Origin of the sequence: Mitsuaria sp. BK037 (assembly GCF_014193045.1) — a bacterium.
GTDB lineage: Bacteria > Pseudomonadota > Gammaproteobacteria > Burkholderiales > Burkholderiaceae_C > Roseateles.
Genome location: NZ_JACHYS010000001.1, coordinates 2,353,075 through 2,365,303, shown reverse-complemented (window position 1 = coordinate 2,365,303; position 12,229 = coordinate 2,353,075). Strand labels below are relative to the sequence as shown.

Genomic DNA, 12,229 nt, shown 5'->3' with positions numbered 1-12,229 from the left:
GGCTCAGGCCGGGTCGAACCCGGCCCGGCTCATTTGCGGTAGTTGTCGAAGCTCAGCGGCAGGTCGGGCAGCGCCTTGCGCAGCGCGCCCTGCGCGGCCTGCAGGTCGTCGAGCGACTTGCCGGTGATGCGCACGATGTCGCCTTCGATCTGCGCCTGCACCTTGAGCTTGCTCTCCTTGATCGCGGCCACGACCTTCTTGGCCTCGGCGGCTTCCAGGCCGTTCTTGATCTTGTAGACCTGCTTGACGCGGTCGCCGCCGAGCTTCTCGATCTTCTCCTGCTTGTCGACGAAACCGAGCACCACGCCCTGCTTGGTCAGCTTCGAATACAGCACCGCCTCGATCTGCTCGAGCTGGAACTCGGCGTCGCCGGTGGCGTGGACTTCCTTCTCCTTGTCCTTCCACTCGATGGCGGCGCTGGTGCCCTTGAAGTCGAAGCGGGTGGCGATCTCCTTGGCGCTGGCGTCCACGCTGTTGCGGACCTTCACCATGTCGGGTTCGAGGACGGTGTCAAAGCTGGGCATGTGCGTACATCTCTTTCAAAGGAGCGAAGGCCCGGATCGGGCCTTCGGGGGATATGGGCGAGAATTCTAGCCATGCAGTCTCCCGCCATCCCCCCCTCGACCGAGCGACGCGAGGGCGTCGTCATCGAGACCGACGTCAACCTCAAGCCCTACAACACCTTCGGCCTGCCCGCGACGGCGCGCCGGCTGGTGCGCATCCGCGAGGAACTGGATGTGCGCCGCGTCGTCGACCATCCCGAACTGGGCCGCGCGCCGAAGTTCGTGCTTGGCGGTGGCTCGAACCTGGTGCTGACGCGGGATGTCGACGCGGTCGTGTTGAAGATGGAGATCCCGGGCCTGCGCGTCGAGGAACGCGACGACTGCTGGATCGTCGAGGCCGGCGCCGGCGTGGCCTGGCATGAGGCGGTCGCGGGCTCGCTGGCGCTGGGCGTGCCGGGCCTGGAAAACCTCGCGCTGATCCCCGGCACCGTCGGCGCAGCGCCGGTCCAGAACATCGGCGCCTATGGCGTCGAGCTGAAGGACAGGCTCGAGAACGTGGACGTCGTGGACCTGACCACCGGCCGGCGGGTCACGCTGCCGGCCGAGGTGTGCCGCTTCGGCTACCGGGACAGCGTGTTCAAGCAGACCGGTTACGGCGGCCTGGCCGGCAAGAGCGTGATCACCAAGGTGCGGCTGCGCTGTCCCAAGCCGTGGCAGCCGCAGCTGGGCTACCTGGACATCGAACGCAAGATGGCCGAGACCGGCATCGCCGCGCCCGATGCCCGGCAGGTGTTCGACTGGATCTGCGAGATCCGCCGCGCCAAGCTGCCGGATCCGGCGCGCATCGGCAATGCGGGCAGTTTTTTCAAGAACCCGGTGGTGAGCGCGGAGCAGTGCCGCGACATCATCACGCGCGACCCGCACATCGTGCATTACCCGATGCCCGACGGCAGCTTCAAGCTGGCCGCCGGCTGGCTGATCGACGCCTGTGGGTGGAAGGGCAAGAGCGTCGGCGGCGCGGCGGTCTACGAGAAGCAGGCGCTGGTGCTGGTGAATCGCGGCGAAGCCCGGGGCGCCGAGGTCGTCACGCTGGCGCGGGCGATCCAGGAGAGTGTCTACGGCCGCTTCGGCATCCGGCTGGAGCCGGAGCCGGTGGTGGTCTGAGCCGGCCCGCCCCAGGGTCTCGCGGGCTTGGTCAGATCCAGTGGAATCCTTTCGCCATCAACGCCGCCACGCCGATGGCCACCGTGATGATGGCGCCGAACAGAAGGCGGAAGTCGTGCGTGCGGATGGCCATGATCTCGGCGCGCATCTCCTTCCGGAATTCCCTGAACTCGGTCTTGAGTTCATTCATCTCGATCTGCAGTCGGTCCACGTTGGTCTCCAGTACAGCCACCTTGATTGGAAGGTTCGAATGCTGGGCCGAGGCGCCATGGCGGTCAATGACCTCGACATGAGGGGCGTGCTTGTGCGGGGTGGGCATGGGCGGCAGCTGGGCAAGGCCTGGCCCCTTCTTCCTGCTCGATGATGAACTGCGCATGAGAGGGCTCGCGACGGATCTGCTGGGACCTGCAAAGTTTGCGCCGCAAGATCAGCAGCCGCGAGTCGGAAGCCGGCCTTCCGAAGGGGGACGGCGCAACGCCCTTTCAGGGGGCGCCGGTCAAGTCTCCAGCAGCCCCCAGGTGCGCAGGAAGTGCCGCGACATCGCAGCGAACGGCTGGTTATCGTCGGCCTGGCGGCGCAGCTGCGCGAGCACCTTCGGCGCGCTTGGCGAGTCGTGATCCATTTCCTGGAACGCCAGCGCTGCGGTGTAGAGGAACTCGTAGCGCTGGTAGCGCAGGCGCAGCAGCTCGCTGCGATTGAGGCCCAGCACTTCCTCGGCCGCCTTCACCGCGGCCTTCGCCCTCGCGGAGCGGCCACGGGCGATGAGCCATACCTCTTGCGTCGCCTCGATCGCGTTCCAGGAAAACAGCCGCTCCGGATCGTCGAGGTAAGGGTCGGGGAGATGCGCATGCTCGCCGGCGAAGAAGCGCTTCAGCGCGGCGTCTGTCGTGGACGCGGGATCGGGGCAGAAGCGCTCGGCAAGCGCCGCTGCCTTCGCCGCATCGGCCGGGCGCGTGGCCGGCATGCGTGGCGGCTTCAGCCGCGCGCCGGTGACCGGGAAGCGGTTGCCCTTGTGGACCTGGTTGCAGACCTGGCAGCTGAAGGTGTAGTTGTCGACGCAATACGCCAGCCACCAGTACGGGTCCTTGGGACGGAAGTGCTCGACGTCGCCATGCGCGACTACCGCCGTGTCGGCCTCGCAGTAGGCGCATTTGCCAGCGGTCTCGCGCCGCAGCGTCGCCTTCGCGGCCGACCAGATCTGGCGTGACTTGGGCTTGAAGTCGACCCTGCGGCCGTCGTCGTAGAAATAGCCCTCGAGCCGGAGCAGCCGCTGCTGCAGCTTCGCGCCGGTGAAGGCGCCCAGGCTCGCGGCATCGCGTCGCCGCCGCAGGCGGATCACTTGGACCGCTCCACGCGCTTCACCGCGGCCTTGAGCTTGCCCGGCGACAGCGTCGGCGTGGACGCGGGCTTTGCCGCTGCGGTCGACGGCTTCGACGCCGGCGCCGCGGCCTTCGAGGCTTTCGCCGTCTGCGTCGCCCTGGCGACCTTTGTCGCCTTCGCCGTCGATGGCCGCGACTTCGCGGCCGGCTCCGGCGCCGCGGGCTTCGCGGACTGGGCCGCCTGCTTCGCGATGGTTGCCTTGAGTTCCTTCAGCAACGCCGCCTGCTGGCGCGCGTAACCGGGCACCGCGTCCCACTCCGGCGCGGCCCGCAGGACCTCCGTGCTGCGCTGCAATTGCGTGCGTTCGCGCGCGGTCAGGGCCTTGCCCTTGGCCGTCGACTTCGCCTGCAGCTTGCGGGCCGTGTCGCGCGCCTGCTCGACCACCACCGAATCCATCGACGCCAGGCCGAACATCGGGCTCATCAGCAGCTGGTGCACGCCCATCAGGCGCGGCTCGCCGACGAAGGGCACCAGCGTCGGCCGCTGCTTGGTCCCTTCGCGGCGGATGACGAAGAGCTCGCCCTCGCCACTCTGCTGCGCGGTCAGCGCCGAATGCGTCGTCGCGATGAACTGGAAATGCGGCAGCAGCGCCGACAGGAAGTCGACCAGCTGCCGGCGCCAGACCGGGTGCAGATGCAGGTCGAGTTCGTCGATCAGCAGCACGCCGCGCGTGGCGAGCGGGTCCTTGCGATCGGGGAAGGCCTCGGTGATGCGGTAGAGCAGGTCGCCGCACCAGGCGGCCATGTTCTGGTAGCCGTCGGACAGCTGGCTCAGGGGCACCTCGCCGTCGACGGTGTGGAACATCAGCTGGCCGGAGGCCTTGTCGATGCGCGAGAAGTTCATGCCCCGCATCAGCTGGTTGAGCGCCGCGCGGATCGGCGCCAGCGCGCCGGCGCCGCGCCGGTAGTCGAGGTCCATCGCCCAGCGCTGCAGCGAGACCAGCGAGGCGTCGGGCGAGAACATCGAGGCCAGCGCCCGCGCGCGCGGCGAGCGTGCGCTGTCGTCCAGCGGCGCGCTCAGGCGCTTGCCGCCTTCGGGCGGCCGGCGCGACACGCCATAACCCAGCACGAAATAGTTGCGGTCGGCATGCCGGATCGCCGCATCCAGCGCATCCAGCGTCCGCGCGTTGCGCTCGAAGATGTCGCGCAGGCCGTCGCCGCGGTGCAGTTCCAGCGCGATCTCGCGCGGCTCGCCCTTGGCGGTCACCAGCGTGCCGGCGATGCGGCATTGCCGCGTGCCGTTGCGGATCCAGGCATCGGCGTCGCCGAGCAGCTCCGGCAGGGCGTCGCTGCCCGCCAGCAGCAGGCCGATCGCGCGCAGCACCGTGCTCTTGCCGCAGCCGTTCTCGCCGAGCAACAGCGTCCAGCGCCGGTTCGTGCCGGGGGCTGCCTCCGGGCTGATGCCGAAGTCGATCGCCAGCGACTCCATCGAGCGCACATTGGTCAGCGCGATGCGGGACAGGTACATGGGACGGGGCTCTCCGTTGCGGAGAGGGACTTTAATGGCCTTTGAGGTGAGCGGGATCGAACCGGCTCAGCCGGCCCGCCCGGTTCAAGCCGCTTCCGGCCGGGCGGGCGAGGGCGCCAGCGACTGCAGGCAGGCGCGCAGCGTCTCGAGCTCCACCGGCTTGGCCAGGAAGGCGCTGATGCCGGCGTCATCGGCCTTCTGGCGAGACTCCTCGAACGCGTCGGCCGAGAACGCGATGATCGGCAGCCGCCCGCGCGGCGGCGGCAGCTCCCGCATCCGCCGCGTGGCCTCGAAGCCGTCCATCTGCGGCGTGTGCAGGTCCATCAGCACGACGTCGAAGGCCTGCTGCCGCAGCGCGTGCAGCGCCTGCAGGCCGTTCTCGCACAGCGTCGGCCGATGGCCCAGCCGTTCGAGCATCGCCTCGATGACGATGCGGTTGGTCGGGTTGTCCTCGCTGACCAGGACGCGCAGGCCGGTGACCGGCGCATCCTCCGCCGAGGCCGCCGAAGTCGTCAAGGCCGCCGAGGTCGCCGAAGGCCCCTTGAGCGGCGTCGAGGGGGCGGTCGCCGCCGCCTCCGCCGGCACCATGCGGCCGGGCGGCAGGTCGGCGCCGGCGCGCAGCGGCAGCGCCAGCGTGAAGCGCGCGCCCTGGCCGGGCGCGCTCTGCACATGGATGTCGCCGCCCATCGCGCGGGCCAGCCGGCGCGAGATCTCCAGGCCCAGGCCCGCGCCGCCGTGGCGCCGCGAGGTGCTCGCGTCGCCCTGGCTGAAGCGCTGGAAGAGTCTGGCCTGCGTCTGAGCGTCGATGCCCGGGCCGGTGTCGCTGACCTCGAACATCAGCAGGTCCTCGCCCAGCGGCCCGACGCCGCGTCTCAGCTGGCAGCCCACCTGGCCGCGGTCGCAGAACTTGAGCGCGTTGCTCAGCAGGTTCAGCAGGATCTGGCGCAGCCGCGTCGGATCGGCCAACACCCAGCCGGGGACGTCGTCGTCGATGCCGAAGTGCAGCGCGAGCCGCTTGGCCGCCGCCTGCGGCCGGCTCAGCGCCTCCAGTTCCCTGACCAGCGCACCGAGCTGCAGCGGTTCCGGCGCGATCGACAGCCCGCCGGCCTCCATGCGCGTCACGTCCAGGATGTCGCCCAGCACCGCCAGCAGATGGCGCGCGCAGTCGTTGGCGGCCTTGAGCTGGTCCTGCTGCGCGGGCGTCAGCGGCGCCTCCTTGATCAGGCCCAGCATGCCTAGCAGCCCCTGCAGCGGCGTGCGCAGCTCGTGGCTCATGTTGGCGAGGAAGACCGTCTTGGCGCGGTTGGCGGCGTCGGCCTCGCGCTGCGCCTCGTTGAGCCGCGCGGCCAGCGCCTTCTGCTTGTCGCCATAACGCTCCAGGCCGCGGAACTGCCGGTAGATCACGGCCGCGAACAGCAGCGTCATCGCCGACAGCGCCGCCGTCAGCCCCAGGCTGACGCGACTCTGGTTGCGGATGATCTCGTTGCGACGCGTCACGTCCTGGGCGACGTGGTGGGTCGAGGTCAGCGACAGGTCCCGGATCGGGTCGGCCAGCGGTTCCAGGCGGGCGACGATCTCGGCAATGCGCTGCGGATGCTCGCGGATCAGGGCGCCGTTGAGCGGCAGCGCATCGGCCCAGCGCACGAAGTCCTGCGCGCGCGCCACCGTGCGCTGGTAGTCGGGGTGGTGCGCCAGCACCAGCGCGGCATGCTCGCTCTCCACGAGATTGAGCCGGCTGACGAAGATCTCGTAGCGCTGCGCCACCTGGTCGGGGTCGACGCCCACGCTCGGTCCCGCCGCCTGCTCCAGGGCCAGGCGCAGCTTCAGGTATTCGGTCTCGAACTGGAACAGGCTCCAGACGAGGTAATCGTCCTGGTAGCGCCGGGTGCCGTTGAGCGCCTCGTACTGCCGCGCCTGCAGCCAGCCCACGCCGGCGAGCGTCAGCACCAGCAGCAGGCCCATCGCGGCGATGCCGATGCGCCAGCGGCGCTGCCGGGCCGCGACGGTGCGGGAGGCGTCGCGCGGCATGGTCAGCGCAGCTCCAGGTGGGTCAGCTGCCAGGCCGAGCGCCCGTAGAAGACGCTGTTGCGCAGCTCCGGCGCCTGGTCGAAGGGATAGATCAGGAACAGCGGGCCCTTGTCGCGCACCGCCATCGGGCGGTCGTCGAGCAGCCGGGCGACGATCACGTCGTAGCGATGGCTGTCGGTCAGCGGGATCTGGACGCGGTAGTCATTGAGCGCGCGGGCCTCGATCGTGCGGCCCTGCGCGCCGGCGGCGGCGAGCACGTCGCGCAGCAGCGGCCCGGTGAACCGGCGCGGCTGCGGGTACCAGGGCGTCTGCGTGCTGAAGCTGACCTGGGGCAGCTTCTCGAGCATCGCCATGTCGAAGGCGGCGCGGCCGTCGCGATTGGCGTTGCGCAGCGCCCCGCCCACGGTGAGCACCACCGGTCCGGTGGGCGCGGCCAGCGGCGGCTCGGCCGGTGCCGCCCGCACGGACGGCGCGGCCGCGGCGCCCACGGCCAGGGCACAGGTCAGCAGGCCCTGAAGGGCGGTACGTCGCGCGATCAGCATGAACGGGAGCAGGCACGACCCGGCCGCGCATCGACGCCCCGAGGGGAGGGCGGATGCCGCGCGGGCATTGGTGAAAGCCCGCATGCTACGCGGGGGCACGGGGAGGAGCATGTCCGGGACCACCCCGATAACAGGGGCCAGTCGGGTTTCCGCCACAGTGGACCGCTGGGCCCGATGTCGCTGTCGAGACAAGGTCGGCGAGGCGGTGGATTGAAGATCGACGCCACAACACAGACAGGAGACAGCCCCGATGACGCGCGTGGTCACCCCCCGTCCCGAGAACGCCGGCGTGCAGCACAGCCACTGGCCGGCGCGACTGCCCCGGCGGCTGGCGATTCCACGGACCTCGCTGTGGTTCAACCTGGAGGTCGCCGCGACGCGGTATCCGGACAAGGCGGCCACGCAGTTCCTCGGCGCGACGCTGAGCTACCGCGAGCTGCGACGGCAGGCCGAGGCGCTCGCCGGCTGGCTGCGGGCGCAGGGCGTGGGCAAGGGCGACCGCGTCGCGCTCTTCATGCAGAACTGCCCGCAGTACCTGGTCGCCTTCTACGCGATCAACCGCGCCGATGCGGTGGTGGTGCCGGTCAACCCGATGAACCGCGAGGACGAGTTCGGCCATTACCTGACCGATCCGGAGACACGCGTCGTCATCTGCAGCGGCGAGTTGTCGGGCATCGTCGCCAAGGCCGCCGACAAGCTGCCGCCGGCGCAGCGCCCGCGCGCCGTGCTGGTGACCCAGTACTGGCAGATGCTCCCGCCCGCCGGGCCCGATCCGGCCTGCGACGCGCCCGAGACGATGCGGACCTGGCTCACCGCCGTCCACGAGCTGCCGCCCGGCGCGACCGACTGGCGCGACGCGCTGGCCGCCGGCCTGGTGCCGGGGCCGCATACCGCCGGACCCGACGACCTGGCGATGCTGCCCTACACCTCGGGCACCACCGGCCTGCCCAAGGGCTGCATGCACACCAACGCGACCTTGATGGCCAACAGCTGCGGTGGCTGCCAATGGGGTTACGCGAGTGCCGAATCGGTCGGCCTGGCGGTGGTGCCGATGTTCCACATCACCGGCACCTTGTATGGCGTGCTCGGTCCGGTCTTCACCGGGATGACGCTGGTCATCATGCCGCGCTGGGACCGCGAGCTCTGCGGGCGCCTGATCTCGCGCCACCAGGTCACGCACTGGACCTGCATCCCGACGATGATCATCGACCTCTTCGCGAGCCCGAACTACAAGTCCTTCGACCTGCGCAGCCTGCGTTATCTCAGCGGCGGCGGCGCGGCGATGCCCAAGGCGGTGGCCGAGCGATTGCAGGAGGAGTTCGGCCTGACCTTCGCCGAGGGCTACGGCCTGACGGAGACCGCGGCGCCCAGTCACGGCAACCCGCCCGAGCGCGCCAAGCTGCAGTGCCTGGGCATCCCGATCTTCGGTGTGGACGCGCGCATCGTCGATCCGACCACGCTGGAGGAACTGCCGGTCGGCGAGGTGGGCGAGATCATCACGCATGGCCCGATGGTGTTCCAGGGCTACTGGCGCCAACCGGAGGCGACGGAGGCGGCCTTTGTCGAGCTCGACGGCAAGCGTTTCTTCCGCACGGGGGATCTTGGTCGCATGGACGAGGAGGGCTACTTCTTCATCACGGACCGGCTCAAGCGGATGATCAACGCGAGCGGCTACAAGGTGTGGCCTTCGGAGGTCGAGATGTTGCTGTACCGGCACCCGGCGGTGCAGGAGGCCTGCATCATCGCGGCCAAGGATGCGTACCGTGGCGAGACGGTCAAGGCGGTGGTGGTGCTGCGCGCGGAGGCCAAGGGCAAGACCACGGACAGGGACATCATCGACTGGGCGCACGAGCACATGGCGGCCTACAAGGCGCCGCGCATTGTGCAGTTCGTGGACGTCTTGCCGAAGTCGGGTTCCGGCAAGGTCATGTGGCGTCTCCTGCAGGAGCAGGAATCGAGTTGAGCTGCTGGCGCCTCGCGGTGCACGCGCTGCAGTGCTTCTCTTCGAGGGCAGGGCCGGGGCAGGCGACGAAGTCGTGCCGTCCAGGACTGACTGGGCGCGTTCTGTCTGACCAAAGCGAGCCGCAGGCGAGCGGCGGGAGTTGAGCGCCTGAGGCACGACGGGAGTCGCCTGCCCCGGTCCTGCCCGAGCGCAGGTCAGAACCGTGACCCTGGCTGCTTCAGGAAGTCCAGTTCCTCCGGCGTGCTGTCCCGCCCGAGGATGTCATTGCGATGCGGGAAGCGCCCGAAACGCGCGATGACATCGCGGTGTTTGCGCGCGTAGTCGAGCGCGTCGGCGAGGCGCGGGTCCTCGAGGGTGAGGGCTTCGAAGGTGGCGACGCTGAGTTCCTGCATCGCGAGGTCTTCGGCGTGTTCCATCGGCATGGTGGCGAACCAGCGTTCGAGCGTGCCGAGTTCCTGCGCCCGGGCCCGCAGCGCGATCGCGGCCTCCAATGCGAGGGCGTCGCCGGCGAATGCGGCCGCGGTGTCGCGATGGATGTTGCGGGTGAACTGGTCCAGCACGACGATGCGCGCGAGCGCCCCCCAGGCGGTGGAGTCCCACTCGCGCAGGCCGCCATCGAGGGCCTGCGCGACGACCGCGCCGAAGCGCTCGCGCAGCGCGTCGTCGAAGGCGGGGTCCTTCTTGAACCACTTCATCTGGATCTGCCCGTCCTGCGCCGAGCCGGGCGGGCCGAACCATTCGTTGAGCACCCGCTGGGCCGATGCCGGCGTCAGCAGCCGCTGCCAGCGCGGATGGCGCAGCAGCCAGTGGCGCACATAGCTGCAGCCGGGGACCAGCTGCAACGGGAACTCCGCCAGCCAGCGCGCCGCGGTCTCCACCAGCTGCGAGGCCAGGCCTTGCCCGCGCAACTGCGCCGGCACGCCGGTGTGGGTGATGATCAGCTGTTCGCCGTGGCGCTCATAGTCGAGCCGGCATTGCAGTCCGGGTTGCGGCTGGGCAAGAAAGCATCTCGCGTCGGGATGATGCTGGATGACGAAATTCACGCTGCGTCTCCACTACTGGCCTCCCTGCCGAGTTGCCGCCACAAGTAGGCGAACTCGAGGGCTTGCAACAGCGCGCGCTGCTGGTTGTCCGCCGCGCCGCCATGGCCGCCCTCGATGTTTTCGTAATAGAAGCAGGCTTGCCCCAACGCAAGCATGCGGGCCGCCATTTTCCTCGCATGGCCCGGATGCACGCGGTCGTCGCGCGTCGAGGTGGCGAAGAGCGCCCGCGGATACCGCACGCCCGCCTTGAGCTGCTGGTACGGGCTGTAGGCGGCGATGTGCGCCCACTCCGCGGGCTCGTCGGGATCGCCGTACTCGGCCATCCACGACGCGCCGGCCAGCAGCAGGTGATAGCGCTTCATGTCCAGCAGCGGCACCTGGCACACCACCGCGCCGAAGAGCTCCGGCCGCTGCACCATGCAGGCGCCCACCAGCAGTCCGCCATTGCTGCCGCCCATGATCCCGAGCCGCGCCGGCCGCGTCAGCCCGTGCGCGACCAGGTCCTCGGCCACGGCGATGAAGTCGTCGAAGCTGCGCTGCTTGTGGGCGAGCGTCGCGGCCTGGTGCCAGCGCGGGCCGTACTCGCCGCCGCCGCGGATGTTGGCCACCACCAGCCGCCCGCCGCGCGCGAGCCACGCCCGGCCATTGCCGCCGGAGTACCACGGCTGCAGCGAGACCTCGAAGCCGCCGTAGCCGTAGAGCAGCGTCGGCGTGTCGGCGCCGCGTCCGGCCTTGCCGATGACGAAGTAGGGCACGCTCTCGCCGTCGGCGCTGGTGGCGAAGCGCTGCTCCACCGTCATGCCGTGCGCGTCGAACTGCGCGCCGCGCTGCTTGAGCGTCTCGCGCGCGTCGGTGCCGGCCTGCGCCAGGCAGACGATGTCGGGCGTCAGGAAGTCGCAGTAGTGCAGCAGGTAGCGGTCGCCGAGCCGGTCCTCGGCCAGCTCCGGGTCGTGCAGGCTCTGCACGCTGAGCGTGCCGGGGAAGGGCGCCTTGACCTGGCGCAGGACCGGCGGCCGGTGCGACAGGTCCCATTCCTCGAGCCGGCTGGCCACATGCTCGCTGACGTTGAGCAGCAGGTGGTGGCGCGTCAGCGTGTAGTCCTCCAGCGAGCGGCCCGCCGTCGGCGAAAACATCACGCGCAGGTGCCTGTCGTGGCGCTCGTTCTTCCAGAACGCGGCTTCCTCCATCAGCAGCAGCGAGCCGGCCGGATAGGTCGGGCCGTGCGGGATGGCCCAGTCAGTGCGCGGACGCAGCAGCATCCACGGGCCTTCCAGGTGCACGCTCATGTCGCTGGGCAGGTCGATGGGCACGAACTCGCCTTGCTTCCAGAGGAAGCGCGACTCGTTGTAGAAATCCAGCGCGCGGCTGAACACGACCCGCTCGAAGCCCGGCGTGCGGTCGACCGACACCGACACCGAGACGTCGTCCTTCTCGCCCTCGAAGATCACCGGCGCGGCGTCCAGCGGCGTGCCGCGCTCCCAGCGCCGGATCTGGCGCGGATACCCCGACTCGGTCAGAGAGTCCGGTCCGAAGTCGCTGCCGACCAGCAAGGTGTCGGCGTCCAGCCATTCGACGTCGCTCTTGGCCTCGGGCACGAAGAAACCGCCCTCGGTCGGCGGGATGAAGCGCAGCGCTTCGAGGTCGAACTCGCGCAGCTCGTGGGCGTCGGCGCCGCCGTCGGACAGCGACACCAGGCAGCGCCGGTAATCGGGTGCGAGCGCCGTCGCGCCGTGGAAGACCCAGCTGCGGCCTTCGTCGCGGCCCAGCGCGTCCAGGTCCAGCACCAGCCGCCACGGCGGCTCGGCAAGCTGGTAGTCCTCCAGCGTGCAGCGCCGCCACAGGCCGCGCGGATGGGCCTCGTCCTGCCAGAGGTTGTAGAACCAGTCGCCGCGCCGGGCCACATGCGGGATGCGGTCGCGCGCGTTCAGGATCTGCAGCAGCTCGTCCCGGACCGGCTCGAACTCGGGCTCGGCCTTCAGCGCGGCCAGCGTCGCGTCGTTGCGCTCGCGCACCCAGGCCAGCGCACGCTCGCCCTCGGCGCCTTCCAGCGCCTCGAGCCACAGGAACGGATCGTCCGCGGCGGTGGTGGGGTCGACGGATGCGGACGGCTCGGAATGCGGCACAACGGTCTCCTGGTCA

General features: G+C 70.0%; 10 protein-coding genes. 2 read left to right on the top strand and 8 right to left on the bottom strand.

Features of this window, described 5'->3' with window-relative positions; all coding sequences use genetic code 11:
• Positions 1 to 29 precede the first annotated feature (29 nt).
• On the bottom strand, positions 30 to 524 hold the full coding sequence (locus FHT37_RS09795) for a YajQ family cyclic di-GMP-binding protein (RefSeq protein WP_183480507.1): 495 nt from the start codon (positions 522 to 524) through the stop codon (positions 30 to 32).
• Positions 525 to 596: 72 nt separating this feature from the next.
• Here FHT37_RS09795 and murB point away from each other — a divergent pair, with 72 nt between their 5' ends.
• Entirely contained in the window at positions 597 to 1,667 is a 1,071-nt protein-coding gene (gene murB, locus FHT37_RS09790; protein ID WP_091732981.1) for a UDP-N-acetylmuramate dehydrogenase, read from the top strand.
• 31 nt (positions 1,668 to 1,698) lie between these two features.
• Here murB and FHT37_RS09785 read toward each other — a convergent pair whose 3' ends face one another.
• From FHT37_RS09785 to FHT37_RS09765, 5 genes are all read right to left on the bottom strand, one after another.
• Positions 1,699 to 1,986 (bottom strand): hypothetical protein, encoded by a 288-nt coding sequence (locus FHT37_RS09785; RefSeq protein ID WP_183481590.1) that lies wholly within the window; start codon positions 1,984 to 1,986, stop codon positions 1,699 to 1,701.
• A gap of 177 nt (positions 1,987 to 2,163) precedes the next feature.
• Positions 2,164 to 3,006: a hypothetical protein gene (locus FHT37_RS09780; protein ID WP_183480505.1), complete on the bottom strand. Its 843-nt coding sequence runs from the start codon at positions 3,004 to 3,006 to the stop codon at positions 2,164 to 2,166.
• Positions 3,003 to 4,514 carry an AAA family ATPase gene (locus tag FHT37_RS09775; RefSeq protein ID WP_091732993.1) on the bottom strand — a complete coding sequence of 504 codons (1,512 nt, stop codon included), beginning with the start codon at positions 4,512 to 4,514 and terminating at the stop codon, positions 3,003 to 3,005. The genes FHT37_RS09780 and FHT37_RS09775 overlap by 4 nt, the downstream gene beginning before the upstream one ends.
• 84 nt (positions 4,515 to 4,598) lie before the next feature.
• The gene (locus tag FHT37_RS09770) at positions 4,599 to 6,542 is read right to left on the bottom strand and encodes an ATP-binding protein (RefSeq protein WP_183480502.1); all 1,944 of its coding nucleotides are present in this window, start codon (positions 6,540 to 6,542) and stop codon (positions 4,599 to 4,601) included.
• A gap of 2 nt (positions 6,543 to 6,544) precedes the next feature.
• On the bottom strand, positions 6,545 to 7,084 hold the full coding sequence (locus tag FHT37_RS09765) for a hypothetical protein (RefSeq protein WP_254783559.1): 540 nt from the start codon (positions 7,082 to 7,084) through the stop codon (positions 6,545 to 6,547).
• A gap of 250 nt (positions 7,085 to 7,334) precedes the next feature.
• Here FHT37_RS09765 and FHT37_RS09760 point away from each other — a divergent pair, with 250 nt between their 5' ends.
• Positions 7,335 to 9,047 carry a long-chain fatty acid--CoA ligase gene (locus tag FHT37_RS09760; protein WP_183480500.1) on the top strand — a complete coding sequence of 571 codons (1,713 nt, stop codon included), beginning with the start codon at positions 7,335 to 7,337 and terminating at the stop codon, positions 9,045 to 9,047.
• A 194-nt stretch (positions 9,048 to 9,241) separates the two neighbouring features.
• Here FHT37_RS09760 and FHT37_RS09755 read toward each other — a convergent pair whose 3' ends face one another.
• Entirely contained in the window at positions 9,242 to 10,090 is an 849-nt protein-coding gene (locus FHT37_RS09755; RefSeq protein ID WP_183480498.1) for a DUF924 family protein, read from the bottom strand.
• Positions 10,087 to 12,213, bottom strand: a complete 2,127-nt coding sequence (locus FHT37_RS09750; protein ID WP_183480496.1) for a prolyl oligopeptidase family protein — start codon at positions 12,211 to 12,213, stop codon at positions 10,087 to 10,089. The genes FHT37_RS09755 and FHT37_RS09750 overlap by 4 nt, the downstream gene beginning before the upstream one ends.
• Between the last annotated feature and the right edge of the window lie 16 nt (positions 12,214 to 12,229).

What these genes read in the sequence shown, in the direction of transcription:
- FHT37_RS09795 (WP_183480507.1), bottom strand. Translation starts at nt 524, where the DNA reads ATGCCCAGCTTTGACACCGTCCTCGAACCCGACATGGTGAAGGTCCGC.
- murB (WP_091732981.1), top strand. Translation starts at nt 597, where the DNA reads ATGCAGTCTCCCGCCATCCCCCCCTCGACCGAGCGACGCGAGGGCGTC.
- FHT37_RS09785 (WP_183481590.1), bottom strand. Translation starts at nt 1,986, where the DNA reads ATGCCCACCCCGCACAAGCACGCCCCTCATGTCGAGGTCATTGACCGC.
- FHT37_RS09775 (WP_091732993.1), bottom strand. Translation starts at nt 4,514, where the DNA reads ATGTACCTGTCCCGCATCGCGCTGACCAATGTGCGCTCGATGGAGTCG.
- FHT37_RS09770 (WP_183480502.1), bottom strand. Translation starts at nt 6,542, where the DNA reads ATGCCGCGCGACGCCTCCCGCACCGTCGCGGCCCGGCAGCGCCGCTGG.
- FHT37_RS09765 (WP_254783559.1), bottom strand. Translation starts at nt 7,084, where the DNA reads ATGCTGATCGCGCGACGTACCGCCCTTCAGGGCCTGCTGACCTGTGCC.
- FHT37_RS09760 (WP_183480500.1), top strand. Translation starts at nt 7,335, where the DNA reads ATGACGCGCGTGGTCACCCCCCGTCCCGAGAACGCCGGCGTGCAGCAC.